Below are 22,288 nucleotides of genomic sequence, written 5' to 3'. Positions count from 1 at the left end.
ATCGACGCGCGTCTTGAGAGTGAAATGACCCCGGAGCGCAAACTGCGGCTGGGCCGAATCCAGTTCCGGGCCTGGCGCCGGGGCTTTCGCGAAGCCGACATGGTGCTGGGACCGTTCGCGGATCAGGTGGCGCCGGGGCTGGGCGAGGCCGAACTGGACCAGTTCGAAGCCCTGCTGAACGAGGAAGACCAATGGCTTTACGGCTGGATCATCGAGCGTGATCCGACGCCGGCCGAGTTCGAGACGCCGGTGATGGCCAAGGTGCGGGCCTTCATGCGCGCCCATGTGGCCGCCGAAGTCGGCAAGGGGATCGGCTGATGGACGCGCGCGTGCAACGGACGGACGCCGAACTGGGCGGAGCGCCGGAGGGGCTGGACGCCCTGATCGTCGCCGAGCGGATCAAGGCGGAAGGCGGGGTCGGCCTGTTCGTGGCGCGCGACTATCAGCGCGCCGGCGCCTTCGTTCAGGCGTTTCAGTTCTTTGCTCAGGATATTGAAGTTCTGGATTATCCCGCCTGGGATTGCCTTCCCTACGACCGGCTGAGCCCGACGGCGGCCATCGCGGCGCAACGTATGGCGACCTTGACGCGCCTGGCCCGGCGCAAGGCCGGCGATGCGCCTGTCCTGGTCACGACGACCGTGTCGGCGGCGATGCAGCGCACGCCGCCCCGGGCGGTGACGACCCAGGCGGGGTTCGAGGCCCGGACCGGCGGCGACCTGGATATCCAGGCGCTGGAACGGTATTTCGCCGCCAACGGCTATGTCCGCGCCTCCACCGTGTCGGAACGCGGCGAGTTCGCCGTGCGGGGCGGGGTGATCGACGTCTTCCCGCCCGGTTTCGCCGAGCCGGTGCGGCTGGACATGTTCGGCTCCGAACTGGAATCGATCCGCACCTTCGACCCCGAGACCCAGCGGTCCACAGGGCAGATGAAGGCCGTGTCGCTGGCGCCCGTGTCGGAGGCCCTGTTGGACGCGAGCGCCATCTCGCGGTTCCGCACCGGCTATCTGAACCTGTTCGGGGCGCCTGGGGACGATCCGCTGTACGCGACGATCAGCGAGGGCGCGCGGCGCCAGGGCATGGAACAGTGGTTGCCGCTGTTCTACGAGACGCTGGACACACTGTTCGACTACCTGCCCGATACGGCCCAGGTCTTCCTGGACAACCAGGTCGAGGCGGCGCGCGGCGAGCGCTGGGATTTGATCGCCGACGCCTATGAGGCGCGGTCCGAAGCGGCCAGGACCAAGGGCGGGGCCGGCGCCAATCGCGCCCTGCCGCCCCTGGACCTCTATCTGGATGAGGGCGACTGGAACCAGGCGCTGGCCGGGCGGTCGGTGCGGCGGTTCACCCCCTTTTCGACAGGCGGCGAGGACGCGGGCGGGCGGCTGGGCCGCACTTTCGGCGCCGAACGTGCGCAGGACAGCGTCAATCTGTTCGAGGCGGTGGCCGCCCATGCCCAGGCCCTGAAGGCCGACGGCAAGCGGGTGCTGTTCGCGTCCTGGACCGAGGGGTCTTCGGATCGTCTGGCGACCATGCTGGGCGATCACGGGCTGGATCACATCGTCGCCGTGCGCGACTGGAACGACGTGCAGGGGGCGCCCCAGGACTTGTATCTGCGCGGCGTCCTGCCGGTGGAACACGGGTTCGTCACCGAGACGGTCGCGGTCATTTCCGAGACCGACATTCTGGGCGACCGCCTGGCGCGGCCGAGGAAGAAGCGGCGGGCGTCGAACTTCCTGGCCGAGGCCTCGGCCCTGACGACCGGCGACCTGGTGGTTCACCTGGACCACGGCATCGGGCGTTACGAGGGATTGAAGACCCTGGACATCCAGTCGGCGCCGCACGACTGCCTGGAACTGATGTACGCGGGTGACAGCAAACTCTATCTACCCGTGGAAAATATTGATCTTCTGACCCGATACGGCACGGACGCCGATGGGGTTCAACTGGATCGATTGGGCGGGGCGGGCTGGCAGGCGCGCAAGGCCAAGGCCAAGGAGCGACTGCGCGCCATGGCCGAGGGGCTGATCGCCCTGGCCGCCAAGCGCGCCCTGCGCGAGACGGACGCGGTGACACCGCCCCCCGGCCTGTTCGCCGAATTCTGCGCCCGCTTCCCTTACGAGGAGACGGACGACCAACTGAACGCCATCGGCGACGTGCTGGAGGATCTGGGCAAGGGCGTGCCGATGGATCGCCTGATCTGCGGCGACGTGGGCTTCGGCAAGACCGAGGTGGCGCTGCGGGCCGCCTTCGTCGTGGCCATGACCGGCCAACAGGTGGCGGTGGTTGCGCCCACCACTCTGTTGGCGCGTCAGCACTTCAAGACCTTCACCGAACGGTTCGCCGGCTGGCCGGTCAGGGTGCGCCAGCTGTCGCGCATGGTCGGCGCCAAGGAGGCGTCGGACACGCGGGCGGGGCTGAAGGACGGCTCGGTTGAGATCGTGGTCGGCACCCATGCGGTGCTGTCCGAACAGGTCGGTTTCCGCGACCTGGGCCTGGTGATCGTCGACGAGGAGCAGCATTTCGGCGTCAAGCACAAGGAGAAGCTGAAGACGCTGCGGGCCGATGTCCATTTGCTGACCCTGACCGCCACCCCGATCCCGCGCACCCTGCAGATGGCCCTGTCGGGCATTCGGGAGATGTCGATCATCGCCACCCCGCCGGTCGATCGCCTGGCGGTGCGGACCTATGTGACGCCGTGGGACCCGGTGCTGGTGCGCGAGGCCCTGCTGCGCGAGAAATATCGCGGCGGTCAGGCCTATTATGTCGCGCCGCGTCTGAAAGACCTGCCCGACATCGAACGGTTCCTGCGCGAACAGGTCCCCGAGGTGAAGTTCGTCGTGGGCCACGGCCAGATGTCCGCCACCCAGTTGGAGGAGGTGATGAGCGCCTTCTACGACGGGGAGTACGACGTGCTGGTCTCGACCACCATCGTCGAGAGCGGGCTGGACATTCCCACCGCCAACACCCTGGTCGTGCATCGCGCCGACATGTTCGGCCTGGCCCAATTGTATCAAATTCGGGGCCGGGTCGGGCGTTCCAAGGCGCGGGCCTTCGCCTATCTGACCACCGATCCGGTCAAGCCGATGACCTTGTCGGCCGAGCGGCGTCTACAGGTCTTGCAATCGTTGGACAATCTGGGGGCCGGTTTCCAACTGGCCAGCCACGACCTGGATCAGCGCGGCGGCGGCAATCTGCTGGGCGACGAACAGTCGGGCCATATCCGCGAGGTGGGCGTCGAACTGTATCAGCAGATGCTGGAAGACGCGGTCGCCGAACTGAAGGAGAAGGGCGAGGGCGGGACGGCGGATCGCGGCTGGTCGCCGGCGATCAATGTCGGTGCTTCTGTTCTGATCCCAGAGGATTATGTCCCCGACCTGAATGTGCGTCTGAGCCTTTATCGCCGTCTGTCGGACGCCGAACAGGCCGAGGACCGCGAAGCCCTGGCTGCAGAACTGATCGACCGTTTCGGGCCGTTGCCGGACGAGGCGCGGCAACTGCTGAAGATCGTCGGCATCAAGGCCAACTGCCGCAGGGCCTGTATCGAGAAGATCGATATCGGGCCGCGTGGGGCGGTGCTGACGCTGCGCGACAACAGCTTCCCGAACCCGGTCGGCCTGGTGGGATTGATCCAGAAGAACCACGCCTTCTGGAAGATCCGGCCCGATCAGAAGATCGTGGTGTCCGGCGACTGGCCCACGGCCGAGGAGCGGCTGAAGGTGGCCGAGCGGATCACCGCCGACCTGGCGCGGGTAGCGGGGGCGTAAGGGGCCCCAAGTCAATCGACATTCGTGAGAATGATCTCTCGGCTCGTCCTTCCGGGTTCTTCGCTCCGCTCAGCCTCGGAAGGACGTCACTAGGCTCGATGTCGACTGAACCTAGCTGATCTTGTCGAACAGGTCGGCGGAGGCGCGTTCCAGAAGGGCGCCGGCGGTTTCGCCATGGCGCATCTCGGCCGAGCCCACGTCGAATTCGGCCACGAAGGGCGAACGGTCTGCGCCTGCGTCGAAGGCGGTGCAGCCGATCACGGCGGCGATGCGCTCGGCCGCCAGGCGCGCCTCCTGGCCATGGGTGGCGGGCAGGGCGAGGGCGAAGACCTCCTTGGCCAGGCGCACGGGGGTGTCTTCCACCCGCACCAGGCGCGACACCATGGCGCCGATCTGAGGCATGGCGCGGTCCAGCCAACCGCCTTGGCGCGCCCAGGTCACGGCCTCGGTCTCTCGCACGCGCAGGACGCAGACGGAGAGCGGACGCTTTCTGGCGCGCGACGCATTCGCCACTCGGGCAAGGTGGGCGGCGAAGATTTCGGGCGTGAACAGGCCGGTCGCGGGATCCATGACCTCCAGGCTGCGCACCGAATCCAGCGCCTTGCGGATGGTCAGGTGGCGGCGGTGGGCGCGCGCCAGGCTGAGGATGCGTTCCGCCGTCTCCATCTCTGGCGTGTCGGCCGAGGCTACGTCGGCGAAGCCGCGATTGAACAGCTCCGACAGGCTGATCTCGTTCTTGCCGCGCAGATAGAGCATCAGCGGGATGTGATAGAGGCGCGTGTTGCGCTTCATGCCCGAGGCGATCGACAGGGCCGGGGCATGATCGTCGGCGCCCCACAGAACCGCGGCGTCGAAGGCGCTTTCGTGCAGATAATCGAAGGCGGTGTAGGGCGTCGGCGCGGCGACCACCTCCGCCCCTGCGGCCGTCAGGGTGTTGGACAGGGCCAGGAAGCGCCGATCCGCCACTCCGGCGGCCAGGACGCGCAAGGGCGTGTCGTCCTCCCGCTCCGGGCTCAGGCCGATGCTGCGCGCCGCGAAGGTGGTGACGCGCAGGCGGAACTCTTCCTCGGCGATGGCCGCGCGCACCAGTTGTTCGAGCCGGAGGGCGGCCTGGGCGGGATGGGGCAGGGTCGACATGGCCAGGTCCGCGTCCGTCGCATGGTCGGGGCGCAGGCCGACAACCACGATGGGAACGCGCCGTGGCTCGGCCGCCGCTCTCAGGCGCGAGAGGGCATGGGTCGAATACTGGTCGGCGTCGATGAGGACCGCCTCAAGCGGAAAATCCTTCAGCGTCGCCTCTCCCGCATCCAGGCTGTGCGCGGTGACGGTGCGCCAGCCCAGGGCATCCAGTCCGGCCGCCAGAGCGCCGACGCGATCATCGGTCGCCGCGAGAACCAAGACACGCGCGTCGAAATTCAAGTCTTCCGTCTCCGTGAAGCGCGCCGCGCCTTGCGGCTCCCAAGCGGAGCCATAACGATCATAGCCATGTGGGTGTTAAGGAACAGTCGTCGGATGCGGCTGAACCCCAGAAATCCGCGCATGCGGAAAGGACTTACACCCGTCGTGGAATCCGCTAGGTTCCGCCGCTTGTGCAACGGTTGTGGGGACCGGCTTGAGCGATCATTTGACCCGATCCGTCCTGCGGGCGCCCCGTTTCTGGGCCGGCCTGTCTGTGCGCGCCTTCGCGCGAAGCTGGGGTCGGGACGTCATGCTCTACACGGGCGGGGTGTCGTTCTTCGCCCTTCTGGCCGTGTTTCCGGCCATCGCCATCCTGATCGGCTTCTACAAGCTGGGTCTGTCGATCGACGAGGTCAGCGCCCAGGCGGCGGCCCTGTCGGACCTGTTGCCGGATGCCGCCCAAGCCATTTTCCAGGGCGAGATCGCCCGGTTGAGCAATGCTTCGGCCCGCACCGTTTCGGCCCAGAGCGCCTTCGCCTTGTTCGTCGGCGCCTATGCCGCTCATCGCGGATTCAAGGCCTTGCTGGCGGGTTTGAACCTGATTCATGACGAGACCGAGCCGCACGGCTTCTTCAAATTCAATCTGCTGGCCTTCTTCGTCGCCATCTTCGCCTTCGCCCTGTTCACCGTGGTGTCGGGGGCGGTCGTGACCGTGCGGATTCTGGCCCATGCCTCCTCCGGCCCGGCGGGCGAAGCGGCGCGCGGGTTCGCGCCGCTGGACGCCCTGTTGCCGGCCGTCGGCCTGGCGATCGGCCTGACGCTGCTTTACCGCTACGCCATGAGTCACAGGACGCCCGTTGCCTGGCTGCCGTCGGCGACGGGCGGCCTAGTCGCAACCTTGATGTCGGTGGTGTCGTCCTGGCTGTGCGCCATCTATGTCGAACAGATCGCGCCCTTGGGGGCCACCTACGGTTCGGTCGGCGCCGTGGTGGTGCTGTTGATCTGGCTGTCGTGGAACGTCAACGCCATCTTCTACGGCGGGGCGTTCGCCACCGAAATGGAGCTGGCCGCAAAGGCCCAGGCCCAGATGGCCGCCCCGCCCGCCGGGGTGGTCAATCTGTCGGAGCGGCGGGCGCGGCGATCTCGACCGTAAGGCGGATCACGCCGTCGACGTCTTCCACCTGGGTCACGCGCCCTCCTGTCTGGCTCATCAGATAGGGCACGTCGATCCGGGCCATGGGGTCGGTGGCCAGAAGGACGAAACGCGCAGGCGGCGTGGCCCCTCGCAGCGCCTTCATCAGTCTGAGGCTGGGCGTGGGGCACCGATGACCGCGGGCGTCGATGACGATGGGGTCCGTCACGCCAGGCGGTCCGCCAGCATGTCCAGCGCCACACGCACGGCGGCCAGGCGCACCGCCTCGCGGCCCAGGTCGCCGAACCGCTCCTCACGATGAACCACGCCCCCTGGGCCGGCCGCCGCGAAATGGACCAGGCCGACCGGCTTTTGGGCCGATCCGCCGCCGGGACCGGCAACGCCGGTGACGGCGACCGAAACGGTCGCGCGCGAATGGTCGACGGCGCCGGTCGCCATGGCCCGCGCCACGGGCTCGGACACCGCGCCGTGGGTCTTCAACAATTGCTCGTCCACGCCCAGCATCTGGGCCTTCGCTTCGTTGCTATAGGTGACGAACCCCCGGTCCAGGGCGGTCGACGAGCCGGCGATGGCCGTCAGGGCGCCGGCGACCAGCCCGCCGGTGCAGCTTTCGGCTGTGGTCAGCGTCAGGCCGCGTCGGCTGGCGGCCGCGACAATCTGTTGCGCCAGGCGCTGGATGTCATCGGGGAACATGGTCTTTTCATAGGCCGCGAACCCGGCTCTAACCAGAGGCATGACCGAGGCTCTGGATCGTCCGCTGCCTGCCGAATCCGCCCGCGACCGTCTGACGCCGATTCTTTTCGCCGTCGCCGTCTTCACCTCGGCCTGTCTGGTCTTCGTGGTTCAGCCCATGGTGACGAAGCTGGTTTTGCCGACGCTGGGCGGATCGCCGTCGGTGTGGAATGCGGCCATGGTCTTTTTCCAGACCGCCCTCCTGGCCGGCTACGCCTATGCGCACCTGCTGCAGAGGCTGGGTTCGATGCGGGTCCAGATGGGGGTGCATCTGGGCGCGCTGGCGCTGGCGGCCCTGTTCCTGCCCTTGAGGGTCACGGGCGTGCTGGGCGATCCCGATCCCGGTCGGCCGACCTTTTGGCTGTTGGCGACCCTGGCGCTGTCGGTCGGGGCGCCGTTCGCGGTTCTATCGGCCACGGCCCCCCTGCTTCAGGCCTGGTGGGCGCGGGCGCGCGTGGGCTGGCATGGGGGCAGGAATCCCTACGTCCTCTATGCAGCGTCCAACCTGGGCAGCTTCCTTGCGCTGCTGGCCTATCCGGTAGTGATCGAACCCCTGGCCAGTCTGTCAGGCCAGCGCTGGGCGTGGAGCGGCGGCTACGCCCTGTTCGTCGTCCTGATCGCCGGCTTGGCGCTGACGGCCTGGCGACGCGGTTCGGGCCAGACGCCGGCCCCGCGCCTGGCCGTCAGCCCGCCCATCGCCTGGCGCGAGAAGGCGATGCTGGTGCTGCTGGCCGCCGCGCCGTCCAGCCTGATGCTGGGGGTGACGGCGCATCTGTCGACCGATGTGGCCTCGGCCCCCTTCCTGTGGGTTATCCCGTTGGCGCTGTATCTGTTGACCTTCGTTATCGCTTTTCAGGATCGCCCGGCCATCGCGCCGCGCACGACCCTGGTGCTGCAGGCCGGAATGGGCGCGGCCTGCGCGGCCATGGTGGCGTTCCGCAGCGGGGAGTGGCTGGCGGTGTTCGCCGTCAATCTGATCGCCTTCTTCTTTGCGGCCCTGATGTGCCATCAGCGGCTGGCCACGCGACGGCCCGCACCGGATCGGCTGACCGAATTCTATCTGCTGCTCTCCTTCGGCGGCGTGGTCGGCGGGGTGTTCAACGCCCTGATCGCCCCGGCCGTGTTCGAGATGGTGTGGGAATATCCGCTGGTCCTGGTGGCGGTGGCCCTGCTGCGCCCCTGGAGCAGGCGAGAGATGCGGCCGTGGGAGATCGTCTGCGCTGTGGCGGGCGTCGTGGTCGCCCTGTCGGCGCCGTTATCGATGGAAATGGTGCGTCACGCGCCCGATCTACGCGCCGCGATTCCCGACGCCCAATGGCTGCGGATCGCCCAGGCGATGTTAGGCGTGTCGGCCGTCCTGGCCTTTCTGGTGCGAGACCGGGCCGTGCTGTTCGCCGTCGTTCTGGCGGCCGTCGCCTGGTCCGGATACACGCTGGCGCGCGGCTATGACTGGGACCTGACCGAACGCAGCTTCTTCGGCGTCATGCGGGTGGCGACGATCAACGATCCGCACCTGGGCGGGCCGGTCCATGTTCTGATGCATGGCACGACCCTGCATGGCGCGCAGGGCCAGGCCGAGGCTTATCGCTGTCACCCCACCCTCTATTACGCCACGGCGACCCCGCTGGGGCAGGCCGCGCTGAAGACGCAGGCGCGCCGCCCGGACGGGGCGCGTATCGGGGTCGTGGGGCAGGGCGCCGGGGCCATGGCGGCCTATAAGCGCCAACAGGACCAACTGACCTTCTTCGAGATCGATCCGATGGTGGATCGCCTGTCACGGGATCGCCGCTGGTTCAGCTTCATCGGCGACTGCGCGGAAGGGCCGGTGCGGACGGTGATTGGGGACGCGCGCCTGACCCTGGCGCGAGAGCCGGCCGGCGGATACGATCTGCTGGTCATCGACGCCTTCAGTTCGGACGCCGTGCCGACCCATCTGCTGACGGTCGAGGCGATCCGGGGCTATCTGCGCGCCCTGGCGCCGGACGGGGTCGTGGTGCTGCACCTGTCGAACCGGAACCTGGAGATCACCCAGCCGGCCGAGGCGGCGGCCCGGGCGCTGGGTGCGCCGCATCTGCATCAGGTCTATGTCGAGGCGTCGAACCGGGGCGAGATGGCCGAGGCCTCGACCGAAGCCCTGATCATCGGCAAGAGCGAGGCGGCCTTGGCCCCGTTCCGGGCCGATCCGCGCTGGCGCACCCTGCGGCCTAGTCCGGTCCGGCCCTGGACCGACGACTACGTCAATCTGTTCGGCTCATTGCTGAGGCAATGGACCTATTCGCACCGCTAAACGCCTGAATTAGATCGCGGCAGGCAGGTCGATCGTCGCCACCGCCTGGGCGGCCAAGCCCTCGTTGCGCCCCGTGAAGCCCAAGCCCTCGCTGGTCGTCGCCTTCACGCTGACGGCGTCCAGCGCCAAATCGAGCAGGCCCGCGATGCGTTCGCGCATGGCCAGGCGGTGCGGCTTCACCTTGGGATGCTCGCAGATCAGGGTCACGTCGACGTTGACGATGCGGCCTCCGCGCGCCTTCACCAGATCGGCGGCGTGGACCAGAAAACGGTCGGACGAGGCCCCCTTCCACTTCGGGTCCGATGGCGGAAAGTGGTCGCCGATGTCGCCCTCGGCGACGGCGCCCAGGATGGCGTCGGTCAGGGCGTGCAGGCCGGCGTCGGCGTCCGAATGGCCGATCAGGGTCTGGTCGTGCGGCACTTCGATCCCGCATAGCCAGACCGAGCCGCCAGGCCCCCAGCGATGGACGTCGTAGCCCGAGCCGATGCGGGTCTGTCGCGGCAGCAGAGCCTCGGCCATGGCGAAATCCTCGGGGTAGGTCAGTTTCAGAAGGCGCGGATCGCCCTCGACCAGAACGACGCGGCCGCCTTGGCGGTCCACGACCACGGCTTCGTCGGTCGGCGTCTCATCGACGGGCCAGGCGGCGTAGGCGGCCTCGATCACGCCGCGACGGAAGGCCTGAGGCGTCTGGGCGCGCCAGAGGCCGTCGCGCTCGACCACGCCCGCCATGCGGCCGTCCTGACCCCGGCGCAGGCTGTCGGCGACGGGCAGGGCGGGCAGGGCGCCGTCGGCGTCTTTCAGGGCCGCGATCAGACGGTCGACGACCTCGCGGGCCAGCAGGGGTCGGGCGGCGTCGTGGATCAGAACGGGCTGATCCGCCGGACAACTTAGGGCCGCCAGTCCCGCGCGAACGGATTGGGCGCGGGTTTTCCCGCCCGTCACGGCGCGCCAGGACGAGAGGCCGGACAGGGCCTGGGCGACGCGATCCTGGGCGTCCGGCGCGATCACGACGATCAGTTCCTGGGCGCCGGCGTTCAGCAGTGCCTCGGCCGACCAGCGCAGGACGGGCCTGCCGCCCAGGTCGCGCCATTGTTTGTCGCCGCCGGCGCGAGAGCCAGATCCGGCGGCGACGATGAGGGCGGAGAAGGTCATGGCGGCCTTCTAAACGGCGTGGTCAGGCTTGACGAGGGGCTGTGGGATGAGGCGAAAGGCCCCGATGACGAAGACGCTTCAGATCGGCGACGTGACCGTTCCGGGCCGGGTGCTGATGGCGCCCATGACCGGCGTTACCGACCTGCCGTTCCGTCTCCTGGCCTCCAGACTGGGCGCGGCCTATGTGGCGACCGAGATGGTGGCGGCCAAGGAGCTGGCGCGGGCGCGGCCCGACGTGGTGCGGCGCGCGGCGGTCGGGGAAGGACTGCCTCTGACGGTGATCCAGTTGGTCGGGCGCGATCCCGAGCAGATGGCCGAGGGCGCGCGCATGGCCGAAAAGGCCGGGGCCGACATCATCGACCTGAACTTCGGCTGCCCCGCCAAGGAGGTGACGGGTTCGGCCGCCGGCTCGGCCCTGATGCGAACGCCGGACCTGGCCTGTCGGATCATGGAGGCGGCGGTGAAGGCCGTGTCGCGTCCGGTCACGGTCAAGATGCGCCTGGGCTGGGACGACGACAGCAAGAACGCCGCCGATCTGGCGATGCGGGCCGAAGCCATCGGGGTCAAGGCCGTCACCGTCCACGGCCGCACCCGCAAGCAATTCTACACGGGCCAGGCCGACTGGGAGGCCGTGGGCGCGGTCAAGGCGGAGGTCGGGATTCCGGTCATCGTCAATGGCGACATCGTGACGGTCGAGGCGGCGCGGCAAGCCTTGGCGGCGTCGGGCGCGGACGGGCTGATGCTGGGACGCGGGGTCTATGGCCGGCCCTGGCTGGCGGCGCACCTGGAGCGGGCGCTGATCGACGGCGTGGCGATGGCCGAACCGGGACCCGAAGCGCGCCTGGCCATCGTGATCGAGCATCTGCACGCCTCAGCCGCCTTCTATGGCCTGCCGCTGGGCCTGAAGATGTTCCGCAAGCACCTGGGCTGGTACATCGAACAGGCGCCTTGGCCGGCGGACCCGCAACACCGGCGAGAGGTCAAGGCGAGAATCTGCCGGCTGGAAGCGGTCGAAGCCGTCGAAGCGGCCATGGCGGAGCTATGGCGACCGAAAACGCCGCGTCCGGACAACTCGGGTGTTGAAAACGCGCCACAGGTGTCGGAGAGTGCTGTGGCATGACGGATACGCCTTCAGCCGTGACTCCTCAGGCCGACACCGCGTCGGACGAGGAGTCGTTCTGGGGACGGATCGACGGAGACCGGGCGCGGGCCTGGTTCGGCCTGGCCTATTTCGTGGCGGTGGTCGTCACGGCGGTCTCGGTCTGGCTGGTGGCCGTCGCACCTGACGCTGCGTCCGACGGACTGAGCGGATCGGCGAACCAGCTGGTCCTGTATGTGCTTCTGGCCAATCTGGTTCTGATTGCGGGCCTGGCGGCCATCGTCGGGCGGCGGGTCCTGGCGCTGGCCCGGCGCACCAGCGAAGCGGGATCCAGGCTGCACCTGCGGTTCGTCACCCTGTTCTCGGCGGTGGCCCTGATCCCCTCTGTCGTGATCGCCCTGGTGTTCGGCGTTCTGGTTACGCGCGGGGTCGATCAGTGGTTCAGCCAAAACGTTCAGGCCTCCGTCGAAAACGGCGCGGTGGTGGGCCGGGCCTATATCAAGGATGTCGCCTCGACCATGGACACGGACCTGGTCACGATTTCCGAACAGTTGGGCAGCGCGCGCGCCCTGTTCGGCAACCGCATCCAGTTCAACGACGCCCTGGCCCAGGTGGGTGAGATCTTCGGCTATCCCGCCCTCTACATCGTGGATGGACAGGGCGAGGTGCTGGCGCGGGCCGAGGCGCCGAACGCGCCGCCCTATCTGGCGCCGCCCCGCGCCTATCTGGAAGATGCCGCTCAAGGCGGTCAGCCGCCCACCGACGTGACGGAGCAACCGGACGCGGTGCGCTCGGTCATCGCCCTGCCGGCCTATGGCGACGCCTATCTGTATCTGGTTCGCCCGCTGCAGGACGGGCTGATCGCGCGGATGAACGCCTCGGTTCAGTCGATCCAGTCCTATAACGAGGCCAAGGAATCCCGCGCCCGCATCCAGTCGGCCTTCATCCTCAGCTATCTGGAGACGGCCCTGCTGGTGCTGGTGGGGGCCGTGTGGCTGGGCATGTCCGCGGCCAGCAGCATTTCCGCCCCCATTGGGCGGCTGGTGAAGGCGGCCGGTCAGGTGGCGGGCGGCGACTTCAGCGCGCGTGTGGACAGCGACGGGGCGCCGGGCGAAATCGCCACCCTGTCGGACGCCTTCAACCGCATGACCCACGACCTGCAGGCCCAGCAGACGGCGCTGAAGGCCGCCAGCGACGAGGCGCAGGATCGAAGCCTGTTCATCGAGACGGTGCTGTCGGGCGTCAGCGCGGGGGTCATCGGCCTGGACCGACGCGGCCGCATCTCGGCGATCAACGACAGCGCCCTGCAACTGCTGCATATCGAGGAAGACGAGGTCCTGGGACAGGCGCTGGCGGCGCTTTCGCCGGAACTGAGCGATCTGGTGCGTCGCGTCGAGGCCCATATCGAAGAAGACATCGACGTGAGCCGCGAGGGAGAGACGCGGCGCCTGCGCGTTCGGATCGAGGGGGGGCAGGGCGGCGAAATGGTCCTGACCTTCGACGACATCACCCGGCTGGTGACGGCCCAGCGCAACGCCGCCTGGCGCGACGTGGCCCGCCGCATCGCCCATGAGATCAAGAACCCGCTGACGCCCATTCAACTGTCGGCCGAGCGGCTGAAACGAAAGTATCGCAGCAAGGTGGACGAGGTCGAAATCTTCGACCGCTGCACCGACACCATCATCCGCCAGGTGGGCGACATCGGCCGTATGGTGGACGAATTCTCGGCCTTCGCGCGGATGCCGGCGCCCCGGTTCGGCGCGGCCAACCCGGCGGAAATGCTGCGGGAGGCGGTGTTCGCCCAGCGGGTCGCGGACGCCGACATCGCCGTGGAGATCGCCGAGCCCCTGCCCAAGGCGACGCTGCGCTGCGACGCGCGGATGGTGGGACAGGCGTTGCTGAACATCCTGAAGAATGCGGGCGAATCCGTCGCGGCGCGTCGGGCGGCCGATGGCGACGGGGCTGCCGGCACGGGCATCATCGCGGCCCTTAGCGTCGAGAACGGCGCGGCGGTTTTCATCGTTGAGGACGACGGCATAGGCCTGCCCGCCAAGGACCGCGACCGTCTGACCGAACCCTATGTCACCACGCGCGAGAAGGGCACGGGCCTGGGCCTGGCGATCGTCAAACGCATCTGCGAGGACCACGGCGGCGAGCTGAGGTTGGCGGATGCGGAAACCCTGCGCGGCGCGCGCGTGTGCCTGATTTTCCCACTGACTTCCACCGGCAAGACCGGAGACGCCGCGGAGCGCCCGCTCCGTAGCGTTCCCGCCGAATAAGCGAGGCAAGATGCGACCCACCGGTTCCGACATTCTGGTCGTCGACGACGAAGCCGACATCCGCGACCTGGTTTCCGGCCTCCTGGAGGACGAGGGCCATGCGGTGCGCGTGGCCGCCAATTCCGACGAGGCCCTGGCGGCGATCCGCGCGCGCAAGCCCAGCCTGGCCATCCTGGATATCTGGATGCAGGGCGGCGGTCTGGACGGGCTGGAGCTGCTGGAGGTGGTCAAGGAGATCGATCCCGACCTGCCGGTGGTGATGATCTCGGGGCACGGCAACATCGAGACGGCGGTGACGGCGTTGAAGCGCGGCGCCTATGACTTCATCGAAAAGCCGTTCAAGTCGGACCGGCTTGTGGTGGTGGTGGAACGCGCCATCGAGGCGGCGACGCTGCGACGCGAGAACCGCCGACTGCGCGCCGCCACCATGACGCCCTCGGGCCTGATCGGTCGGTCGCAGGCGGCCCAGGCCCTGCGCAGCACCATCGCCAAAGTGGCCCAGGCCAACAGCCGCGTCCTGATCTCGGGTCCCGCCGGGTCGGGCAAGGAACTGGTGGCGCGCCAGATTCACGACGGCAGCCCGCGCGCCCGGGCCGAGTTCGTCGCCATTTCGGCCGCCGGCATGACGCCGGAACGGCTGGACGTCGAGCTGTTCGGCGAGGAGGGGCAGGACGGTCGGCCCAGCAAGATCGGCGTGTTCGAACGCGCCCACAACGGCACCCTGTATCTGGACGAGATCAGCGACATGCCGCGCGAAAGCCAGAGCCGCATCCTGCGGGTTCTGGTCGATCAGCGGTTCCGCCGCGTCGGGGGCGAGCAGGACGTGCAGGTGGATGTTCGCGTGATCACCTCGACCTCGCGCGACCTGAAGACCGAGATCGCCGACGGCCGGTTCCGCGAGGATCTGTTCCACCGGCTGAACGTCGTCCCGATCCGCGTGCCCGCCCTGTCGGAACGGCGCGAGGACATCGCCGAACTGGTCGATTATTTCGTGGAGACGATCAGCGCCGCGCAGGGCCTGCCGCGACGCCTTATCGGCGAGGACGCCGTGGCCGTGCTGCAGGTCCATCCTTGGCCGGGCAACATTCGCCAGCTGCGCAACAATATCGAGCGGTTGCTGATCCTGGCGACGGGCGATCCGAACGAGCCGATCACCGCCGACATGCTGCCGCAGGAGGTGGCGACCTCCAACGGCGCGGCGCCGTCCCTGGGCGCCGAACGGACCATCGCCCTGCCGCTGCGTGAAGCGCGCGAGGTGTTCGAGCGGGAGTATCTGGCCGCCCAGATCATGCGCTTCGGCGGCAATATCTCGCGCACCGCCGCCTTCATCGGCATGGAGCGGTCGGCGCTTCACCGCAAGTTGAAGTCGCTGGGCGTCTCGCCGGCGCGCGGCGGCGACGAGGAAGAGCCTGCCTGATGTCTCGCATCGCCTATGTGAACGGCGTCTATAGTCCGCACGGCGAGGCTGTGGTCCATATCGAGGATCGCGGCTTCCAGTTCGCCGACGGGGTCTATGAAGTCTGGTCCGTGATGGATGGCCGTCTGGCCGACTTCGAGGGGCATATGGCGCGCCTGCACCGCAGCCTGAACGCACTGGATATCGAAATCCCGATGACCGCCGCCGCCCTGGCCGTGGTGCTGAAGGAGACGGTGCGGCGGAACCGCGTGCGCGACGGCCTGGTCTATCTGCAGGTCACGCGCGGGACGGCGCCGCGCGATCACGCCTTCCCGGTCGATGTGGCGCCCAGCGTCGTGGTCACGGCCAAGCGGCTGGATCCGGACAAGGGCCGACGTGCGGCCCAGAACGGGGCGGCGGCCGTAACCCGCCCCGACCTCCGCTGGGGTCGATGCGACATCAAGACGGTGGGCCTGCTGCCCAATGTCCTGGCCAAACAGGCGGCGCGCGAGAGCGGGGCCTACGAATGTCTGCTGGTCGATGAGATGGGTCTGATCACCGAAGGGGCGTCGACCAACGCCTGGATCGTGGACGAACACGGCAAGCTGAGGACTCGCGACACCCAGGCCAACATCCTGCGCGGCGTCACCCGCGCCGCGGTGCTGAAGCTGATCGAGGCGGAAGGTCTGGAGCTTGAGGAGCGCGCCTTTTCCGTGGACGAGGCCAAGCGCGCGCGCGAACTGTTCGTCACGGCCGCCAGCACCTTCGTCATGCCGCTGATTTCCCTGGATGGTGTCCGCATCGGCGATGGTCGTCCGGGGCCCGTCGCCACCCGCCTGCGCGACCTCTATCTTGAACAGGCGCGCCGAGAAGCCATTTAGGGCGTTGCCCCGGCGGGGAAGCGACGTTTAAGGTCGCGCCTGGCCGTATCGGCCCCGCGCCGCTTCTCCGGCGACGAACAACCAAGAACAGGAACAACCTGCCATGTCGCAAGACAAACGTCAGAACCTTCAGGACACCTTCCTCAACTCGGTCCGCAAGACCAAGACGCCCTTGACCATCTTCCTGGTCAATGGGGTCAAGCTGCAGGGCATCGTGACCTGGTTCGACAACTTCTGTGTGCTGCTGCGCCGCGATGGCCAGTCCCAGCTGGTGTATAAGCACGCCATCTCCACCATCATGCCGTCCGCGCCCGTGCAACTGTACGAGCCTGACGCCGAAGAAGACTGATTGACCCAAAAACTGATCGATCACGCCGCCCCCGTTCAGCGGGCGGTCGTCATCCACCCCGACGGACGGTCGGACTCGCCGCGCCTGGCCGAGGAACGGCTGGCCGAGGCGACCGGCCTTGCCCGCGCCCTGGACCTGGACATCCAGGCCGAGGAGATCGTGCGCGTGCGAAAGATCGCGCCCGCCACCCTGTTCGGCTCTGGCAAGGTGGAGGAACTGGCCGCCCTGATGCGGGCGGCCGAGGCCGACGTCGCCATCATCGACGACGCCCTGACGCCTGTGCAGCAGCGCAATCTGGAGAAGGCGTGGGAGGTGAAGGTCATCGACCGCACCGGCCTGATTCTGGAAATCTTCGGCCGTCGCGCCCGGACCAAGGAAGGCCGGCTGCAGGTCGAACTGGCGCGGCTGGATTATGAGCGGTCGCGTCTGGTGCGGACCTGGACCCACCTGGAACGCCAGCGGGGCGGCACCGGCTCGACCGGCGGGCCGGGGGAAACCCAGATCGAGCTGGATCGGCGTCTGATCGCCGACCGGATCGTGCGGCTGAAAGCCGAGCTGGAAGAGGTGCGTCGCACGCGCGGCCTGCATCGCAAGCAGCGCCAGAAGGTTCCGTTCCCGACCATCGCCCTGGTCGGCTACACCAATGCGGGCAAGTCGACCCTGTTCAATCGGCTGACGGGGTCGGAGGTCTTCGCCAAAGACCTGTTGTTCGCCACCCTGGACACGACCCAGCGCACCATCCGCCTGCCGCAGGGGCGACCGGCCATCGTGGCCGACACCGTCGGCTTCATCTCCGACCTGCCGCACGAACTGGTCGAGAGCTTCCGGGCGACGCTGGAGGAGGTCGGGGAGGCCGACCTGATCCTGCATGTCCGCGACATCGCTTCGGACGACAGCGACGCCCAGGCAGCCGATGTCGAGGCGGTTCTGAAGCAGATCGAGACGCCCGAGGGCAAGACGCGGCGCGTCCTGGAGGTCTGGAACAAGACCGATCTGCTGAAGGACGAGGTCCGCGAGGCGGTGCTGGGTCAAGCCCAGCGTCTGGCCAAGGCCGGAGAGGCGGTGGCGGTTTCGGCCTGGACCGGGGAGGGCGTCGAGGAACTGCGCCAGATCATCGCCGGTCTGATCGACGACGATCCGGAAAGCCATGTGGTGCTGGAGCCCGATCAGGGCGAGGCCCTGGCCTGGCTTTACGAACACGGGCGGGTCACGTCGCGCGCGACCGACGAACTTGGCCGTACTGAGGTCACGGTGCGGCTGCACCCTGCGGCCCTGGGGCGATTCGAGCGCCTGTATCCTCACCTGACCCGCTGATCCATGCATCTGATCGAAACCGTCCTGCTGCTGCTTCTGGCCGTCGTGGTGTCGGGTTCGATCGCACGGATCACGCGCGTCGCTCTGCCTCTGGTGCAGATCGCGCTGGGGGCGGCCATCGTCATGGTGACGGGTTCGACGGTGGACCTGAAGCCCGACATCTTCTTCCTGCTGTTCCTGCCGCCGCTGCTGTTCCTGGACGGCTGGCGCATCCCCAAGGAAGACCTGTTCCGCGACCGCGCGGTGATCCTGGAGCTGGCGCTGGGTCTGGTGCTGTTCACCGTGGTCGGCCTGGGCTTCATGATCTGGTGGATGATCCCGGAGATGCCGCTGGCGGTCGCCTTCGCCCTGGCCGCCATCCTGTCGCCGACCGATCCCATCGCGGTTCAGGCCATCGCCGCCCGCGCCCCGATCCCCAAGCGGCTGATGCATATTCTGGAAGGCGAATCTCTGCTGAACGATGCGACCGGCCTGACCTGCATGCGCATCGCCGTGATCGCGGCGACGACCGGCGCCTTCTCCGTCGGCCATGCGGTCGGAACCTTCGCCTGGCTGGCCCTGGCGGGGGTGGCGGTCGGCGTCGGCGTGACCCTGGCCATCAGCTACGCCAAGGGATTCGTCAGCCGGCGCTGGGGCGAGGATGTGGGCGCCCAGATACTGGTCAGCCTGCTGATCCCGTTCGCGGCCTATCTGGTGGCGGAAGAGCTTCACGCCTCGGGCATTCTGGCGGCGGTGGCCGCCGGCGTGACCATGAGTTTCACCGAACGCGGCGGCGGGGCGAACGGCCAGTCTCTGGCCATGACCCGCATCCGGCGCGCGGTGGTGTGGGACACGGTGCAGTTCGTCGCCAACGGCTTCATCTTCGTGATCCTGGGCGAGCAGATGCCCTCGATCATGGCGCGCGCGGCCGAGGTGGTGGCGGGCACGAGCCGGCCCGAGGTCTGGTGGCTGGCGGTCTATGTGCTGGCCATCGTCGGGGCCCTGGCGGCGCTGCGGTTCGTATGGGTGTGGACCTCGCTGAAGCTGACCCTGTTCCGCCGTCGCCATCGCGGGCCGCCGCCCAAGGTGGGTCTGCGTCTGACGATGGTTATGTCCCTGGCGGGCGTGCGCGGGGCCATCACCCTGGCGGGTATTCTGACCCTGCCGTTCGTGGTGGGGGACGGATCGCCCATGCCGTCGCGCAATCTGGCGATCTTTCTGGCGGCGGGGGTGATCATCGTGTCGCTGGTGCTGGCGACCTTCGCCCTGCCGCGCCTGATGAAGCACATCGAACTGCCGCCCGAGCCGTCGCACCAGCAGGAGGAGGACCGTAGCCGGATCGCCGCCGCCACCGCCGCCCTGCGCGCCATCGAGGACGTGTCCCACGCCATGGCTGAGGGCAAGCCCAACCCCGACCTCTATTCCGAGATCGCCACGCGATTGATGGAGATCTATCGCCGCCGGATCGAGAGCCGGACGCGCCGCGACGAGGACGATCTGGAAGTGGCGCGCCAGATGGATCAGATCGAGCGGCATCTTCGCCTGGCGGGTCTGTCGGCGGAACGGGCCGAGTTCACGCGCCTGAGCCGGGCGCGCCGACTGGACGAGGAGACCGCGCGACGCCTGATCCGCGAGGTCGATCTGCAGGAACTGCGCTACCTCTGACGGATCAGCGCGCCATGAAGGCGCCGACGGCGGCGTAGCTGTCGGCGATGTGATGGGCGCCGCGCGCGATCAGGCGCTCCGCGTGGCCGTCGCGGACGTGGCCGCCGGCGGTCAGGCCCACGACCGTCATGCCCGCCGCCACGCCGGCCGTCACGCCCGCTTCGCTGTCTTCGATCACCAGGGTCCGGGCCGGGTCGGCCCCCAGGCTTTGCGCCGCATGCAGGAACAGGTCGGGATGGGGCTTGCCCCGTTCGACCGCCAGGCCGGTGAAGACCGCACCGTGGAAATGGTCGCTGAGGCCGAACAGGTCCAGGCCGACGCCGATCCAGTCGGGGCCGCTGGAAGAGGCGATGCAGCGCGGTTCGCTGCGCGCAGTCAAAAAGTCCACGACGCCTGGCACGGGCTTCAACTGCTGCGGCGCGCGGGCGCGGCAGGTGGCGAACCAGGTGGTGTGGAAATCTTCGGGACAGGCGCCGCCCAGGGCCGCCTCGACCACCGGCCGGTTGTCGCGCCAACGCTTGCCCGTATAGGCGCTCAACACCTGCTCCAGGGTCGTCGGCAGGCCGATGGCCGTCAGCTGTTCGGCCATGACGGTGCTGTTCAGCACTTCGCTGTCGGCGACGACGCCGTCATAGTCGAAGATGATCAGGTCGTAGGTCACGAGGCGCGCTTTTCGGCGGCCTTTGCGGCGTCCCAGAGGCGGTCCATCTCTTCGAGCGTCGATTGATCCGGCGTGCTGCCATCCTTGCCCAGTTCGGCCTCGATGAAGCCGAAGCGGCGCACGAATTTGGCGTTGGCGGCGCGCAGGGCGTCTTCGGGTTCGACGTCCAGCTTGCGCGCCAGATTGGCGACGACGAACAGCAGGTCGCCCAGCTCCTCGCGGACCTTGGCCTGGTCGCCGGCGGCGATTTCGACGCGCAGTTCCTCGACCTCTTCGGCCAGCTTGTCGAACACCTCGTCGGTCGAGGGCCAGTCAAAGCCGACGCGGCCGGCGCGCTTCGTCAGCTTGGCGGCGCGGGTCAGGGCGGGCAGGCCGACCGGCACGTCGTCCAGGACGCCGGGCTTCTGGCGGTCCTTGCGCTCGGCGGCCTTGATAACCTCCCAGGCGAGGGTCTGTTCTTTCGAGGTGCGCTGGAGCTCCGCGCCGAAGACATGGGGATGGCGGCGTTCCAGCTTGTCGGCAATGGCCGTGACCACGTCGTCGAAGGCGAACAGCCCCTGTTCCTCGGCCATGCGGGCATGGAAGACGACCTGAAACAGCAGGTCCCCGAGTTCGCCCTTCAACTCGTTCAGGTCGTTGCGCTCGATGGCGTCGGCGACCTCGTAGGCTTCCTCGATGGTGTAGGGGGCGATGGTGGCGAAGGTCTGCTCCACGTCCCAGGGGCAGCCGCCCTCCCGGTCGCGCAGCCGCTCCATGATGGCCAGCAGGCGGTCGACGGGTCTCATGCCCGGACCCCGGCGTCGCGTTCGTCCAGCGCCTTACGAATGGCGTTGTGGCGCGCGGCGGTCAGCGGATAATTCCTGAGGGCCAGGGCGGCCAGGGCCAGCAGAACGCCCGGCACGGCGATGAACAGGACCTGCAGGGTGATCAGCGCCGTCTCGCTGTTGCCTGCCACGCCCGGAACGGCGCGGAAACCGACCCACTGCAGGATCAGATAGGGGATCAGGGCGAAGACGTGGCCGATCTTGGTCGTGGCCGACAGGATCGACAGCATCAACCCCGTGCGGTCCACGCCGGTTTCGAACCGCTCTTCGTCACCGGCATCGGCCATCATGGCGCGGGTCAGGAACAGGCCAGCGGCGTAGGGCAGGCCGGCGATGAACATGACCACGGCCGTCAGGGCGAAGGCGCCGCCGGGAACCAGGGTCGCCCCGACATAGAGAACGGCCGAGACGATGCTGGCGACCGCCAGGCCCTTGTCCTTGCCTACGCGGGTGGCGAACCAGGCCCAGAAGGGCGCGCCGCACAGGCCGGCGATGAAATAGACCAGCATGAACAGCCCGGCCTGGGTGTGGTCGTAGCCCCGGATCTGACCGAAGAAGAAGAACAACAGCGACCCGGTGATGCCGGGCGCGACGCCCAGAAGAAGGTCGGCGATCAGGAGCTTTCGCACCGTCTTCTGGCCCAGCAGCGACAGATAAGCCTTCAGACTGCCGTGCGGCTGATCGCCCTTGGTCACGGGCTCCGGCACGGCGATCATGGCCAGGCCGATGGTGACGGGCAGGGCGATGACGATGGCCCAGCCCATGATGCGGACGCCCGCCGCATAGTCCCCGACGCCCGTCTTCACCACGATGGTCGGCAGAACCAGGATCAACACCACCCCGACGATGTTGAACACCTGCCACCAGCCATAGACCCGGCTGCGCTGGTCGTACTGCGGCGCCAGGACCGCCGCCCAGCCCAGCTGACCCAGGGTGCCGATGGAGAAGCCCAGGTAGAGGAACAGCAGCCAGCCGAACAGATAGACGGGCGGCGCGCCCGGCTGGACGACCACGAACATCATGAAGGCCGCCAGCATCAGCATGGGCGTCGACAGGGCCATCCAGGGCCGATAGCGGCCGAACCGCGTCTTGGTCCGGTCCATGCCCCAGCCGATGAAGGGGTCGAAGACGATGTCGATGAGCCGCACCGCCATGAAGACGGCCGCCAACACCCCCAGCTCCAGCCCCACGAAGGTGGCGTAAAACTCGGGCAGGGTGACGGGCAAGGCGACGCCGAAGGCCGCCAGCGGCAGGCAGGGGCCGGAGAAGGCCGCCAGCACGGCGTTGGAGCGGCGAGGCGCGGTCGGGGCGGCCACGGTGGACATCGTTGGTCCTGCGAAAGACGGCGCGAGTCG

Annotated in this window: 18 protein-coding genes; 11 read left to right on the top strand and 7 right to left on the bottom strand. The window is 68.2% G+C overall.

Annotated elements, in window-relative coordinates; translation table 11 throughout:
* The first annotated feature begins 24 nt into the window (after window positions 1-24).
* Window positions 25-318, top strand: coding sequence for a succinate dehydrogenase assembly factor 2 (locus QE389_RS04235; RefSeq protein WP_307364840.1), 294 nt, complete (start codon window positions 25-27; stop codon window positions 316-318).
* 11 nt (window positions 319-329) lie between these two features.
* Window positions 330-3,764, top strand: coding sequence for a transcription-repair coupling factor (gene mfd / locus QE389_RS04230; protein WP_373458288.1), 3,435 nt, complete (start codon window positions 330-332; stop codon window positions 3,762-3,764).
* A gap of 111 nt (window positions 3,765-3,875) precedes the next feature.
* Here mfd and QE389_RS04225 read toward each other — a convergent pair whose 3' ends face one another.
* Window positions 3,876-5,183, bottom strand: coding sequence for a diguanylate cyclase domain-containing protein (locus QE389_RS04225; RefSeq protein WP_307364838.1), 1,308 nt, complete (start codon window positions 5,181-5,183; stop codon window positions 3,876-3,878).
* Window positions 5,184-5,472: 289 nt separating this feature from the next.
* Between QE389_RS04225 and QE389_RS04220 the strand changes: the two genes are divergently transcribed.
* Window positions 5,473-6,315, top strand: coding sequence for a YihY/virulence factor BrkB family protein (locus QE389_RS04220; RefSeq protein ID WP_373458336.1), 843 nt, complete (start codon window positions 5,473-5,475; stop codon window positions 6,313-6,315).
* On the opposite strand, the gene QE389_RS04215 is transcribed toward QE389_RS04220, so the two are convergent.
* Both QE389_RS04215 and QE389_RS04210 read right to left on the bottom strand, forming a co-directional pair.
* Complete coding sequence (locus tag QE389_RS04215; RefSeq protein ID WP_307364836.1) at window positions 6,275-6,523, bottom strand: sulfurtransferase TusA family protein; 249 nt, start codon at window positions 6,521-6,523, stop codon at window positions 6,275-6,277. The two genes, QE389_RS04220 and QE389_RS04215, sit on opposite strands and share 41 nt — an antisense overlap.
* Complete coding sequence (locus QE389_RS04210; protein ID WP_307368910.1) at window positions 6,520-7,008, bottom strand: CinA family protein; 489 nt, start codon at window positions 7,006-7,008, stop codon at window positions 6,520-6,522. Before QE389_RS04210 ends, QE389_RS04215 begins: the two co-directional genes overlap by 4 nt.
* 40 nt (window positions 7,009-7,048) lie before the next feature.
* Here QE389_RS04210 and QE389_RS04205 point away from each other — a divergent pair, with 40 nt between their 5' ends.
* On the top strand, window positions 7,049-9,334 hold the full coding sequence (locus tag QE389_RS04205) for a spermidine synthase (RefSeq protein WP_307364835.1): 2,286 nt from the start codon (window positions 7,049-7,051) through the stop codon (window positions 9,332-9,334).
* Window positions 9,335-9,343: 9 nt separating this feature from the next.
* Here QE389_RS04205 and QE389_RS04200 read toward each other — a convergent pair whose 3' ends face one another.
* Window positions 9,344-10,486, bottom strand: a complete 1,143-nt coding sequence (locus tag QE389_RS04200; protein ID WP_307364833.1) for a bifunctional 2-C-methyl-D-erythritol 4-phosphate cytidylyltransferase/2-C-methyl-D-erythritol 2,4-cyclodiphosphate synthase — start codon at window positions 10,484-10,486, stop codon at window positions 9,344-9,346.
* A gap of 64 nt (window positions 10,487-10,550) precedes the next feature.
* Here QE389_RS04200 and dusB point away from each other — a divergent pair, with 64 nt between their 5' ends.
* The 7 genes from dusB to QE389_RS04165 all read left to right on the top strand — a co-directional run bounded on the left by dusB (window position 10,551) and on the right by QE389_RS04165 (window position 19,448).
* A complete protein-coding gene (gene dusB / locus QE389_RS04195) occupies window positions 10,551-11,606 on the top strand; it encodes a tRNA dihydrouridine synthase DusB (protein ID WP_307364832.1) in 1,056 nt (351 codons plus the stop codon).
* Window positions 11,603-13,864: a PAS domain-containing sensor histidine kinase gene (locus QE389_RS04190; protein ID WP_307364830.1), complete on the top strand. Its 2,262-nt coding sequence runs from the start codon at window positions 11,603-11,605 to the stop codon at window positions 13,862-13,864. Before dusB ends, QE389_RS04190 begins: the two co-directional genes overlap by 4 nt.
* 10 nt (window positions 13,865-13,874) lie before the next feature.
* A complete protein-coding gene (locus tag QE389_RS04185; protein WP_307364829.1) occupies window positions 13,875-15,281 on the top strand; it encodes a sigma-54 dependent transcriptional regulator in 1,407 nt (468 codons plus the stop codon).
* On the top strand, window positions 15,281-16,141 hold the full coding sequence (locus tag QE389_RS04180; protein ID WP_307364828.1) for a D-amino-acid transaminase: 861 nt from the start codon (window positions 15,281-15,283) through the stop codon (window positions 16,139-16,141). Before QE389_RS04185 ends, QE389_RS04180 begins: the two co-directional genes overlap by 1 nt.
* 103 nt (window positions 16,142-16,244) lie before the next feature.
* The gene (gene hfq / locus QE389_RS04175) at window positions 16,245-16,490 is read left to right on the top strand and encodes an RNA chaperone Hfq (RefSeq protein ID WP_003164861.1); all 246 of its coding nucleotides are present in this window, start codon (window positions 16,245-16,247) and stop codon (window positions 16,488-16,490) included.
* Window positions 16,491-17,804, top strand: a complete 1,314-nt coding sequence (gene hflX / locus QE389_RS04170; RefSeq protein ID WP_307364827.1) for a GTPase HflX — start codon at window positions 16,491-16,493, stop codon at window positions 17,802-17,804. It begins immediately after the preceding gene.
* Between the two features lie 3 nt (window positions 17,805-17,807).
* Window positions 17,808-19,448 carry a Na+/H+ antiporter gene (locus QE389_RS04165; protein ID WP_307364826.1) on the top strand — a complete coding sequence of 547 codons (1,641 nt, stop codon included), beginning with the start codon at window positions 17,808-17,810 and terminating at the stop codon, window positions 19,446-19,448.
* Window positions 19,449-19,452: 4 nt separating this feature from the next.
* On the opposite strand, the gene QE389_RS04160 is transcribed toward QE389_RS04165, so the two are convergent.
* Genes QE389_RS04160 through QE389_RS04150 form a run of 3 tightly spaced genes read right to left on the bottom strand, consistent with a single transcriptional unit; the run spans window position 19,453 to window position 22,258 of the window.
* Window positions 19,453-20,109, bottom strand: coding sequence for an HAD family phosphatase (locus QE389_RS04160; protein ID WP_307364825.1), 657 nt, complete (start codon window positions 20,107-20,109; stop codon window positions 19,453-19,455).
* Entirely contained in the window at window positions 20,106-20,894 is a 789-nt protein-coding gene (gene mazG / locus QE389_RS04155; RefSeq protein WP_307364824.1) for a nucleoside triphosphate pyrophosphohydrolase, read from the bottom strand. Before mazG ends, QE389_RS04160 begins: the two co-directional genes overlap by 4 nt.
* Window positions 20,891-22,258, bottom strand: a complete 1,368-nt coding sequence (locus QE389_RS04150; protein ID WP_307364823.1) for an MFS transporter — start codon at window positions 22,256-22,258, stop codon at window positions 20,891-20,893. The genes mazG and QE389_RS04150 overlap by 4 nt, the downstream gene beginning before the upstream one ends.
* Window positions 22,259-22,288: the final 30 nt, after the last annotated feature.

Origin of the sequence: Brevundimonas sp. SORGH_AS_0993 (genome assembly GCF_030818545.1) — a bacterium.
Lineage (GTDB): Bacteria > Pseudomonadota > Alphaproteobacteria > Caulobacterales > Caulobacteraceae > Brevundimonas.
The sequence above is the reverse complement of the archived record's forward strand: the minus strand, read 5'-3'. Positions and strand labels throughout refer to the sequence as shown.

Coding starts and splice junctions, on each gene's coding strand:
- QE389_RS04235 (WP_307364840.1), top strand. CDS start 25: ATGACCCCGGAGCGCAAACTGCGGCTGGGCCGAATCCAGTTCCGGGCC.
- QE389_RS04190 (WP_307364830.1), top strand. CDS start 11,603: ATGACGGATACGCCTTCAGCCGTGACTCCTCAGGCCGACACCGCGTCG.
- QE389_RS04180 (WP_307364828.1), top strand. CDS start 15,281: ATGTCTCGCATCGCCTATGTGAACGGCGTCTATAGTCCGCACGGCGAG.
- dusB (WP_307364832.1), top strand. CDS start 10,551: ATGACGAAGACGCTTCAGATCGGCGACGTGACCGTTCCGGGCCGGGTG.
- QE389_RS04220 (WP_373458336.1), top strand. CDS start 5,473: ATGCTCTACACGGGCGGGGTGTCGTTCTTCGCCCTTCTGGCCGTGTTT.
- QE389_RS04185 (WP_307364829.1), top strand. CDS start 13,875: ATGCGACCCACCGGTTCCGACATTCTGGTCGTCGACGACGAAGCCGAC.
- QE389_RS04150 (WP_307364823.1), bottom strand. CDS start 22,258: ATGTCCACCGTGGCCGCCCCGACCGCGCCTCGCCGCTCCAACGCCGTG.
- QE389_RS04200 (WP_307364833.1), bottom strand. CDS start 10,486: ATGACCTTCTCCGCCCTCATCGTCGCCGCCGGATCTGGCTCTCGCGCC.
- QE389_RS04205 (WP_307364835.1), top strand. CDS start 7,049: ATGACCGAGGCTCTGGATCGTCCGCTGCCTGCCGAATCCGCCCGCGAC.
- mazG (WP_307364824.1), bottom strand. CDS start 20,894: ATGAGACCCGTCGACCGCCTGCTGGCCATCATGGAGCGGCTGCGCGAC.
- hfq (WP_003164861.1), top strand. CDS start 16,245: ATGTCGCAAGACAAACGTCAGAACCTTCAGGACACCTTCCTCAACTCG.
- QE389_RS04165 (WP_307364826.1), top strand. CDS start 17,808: ATGCATCTGATCGAAACCGTCCTGCTGCTGCTTCTGGCCGTCGTGGTG.
- QE389_RS04210 (WP_307368910.1), bottom strand. CDS start 7,008: ATGTTCCCCGATGACATCCAGCGCCTGGCGCAACAGATTGTCGCGGCC.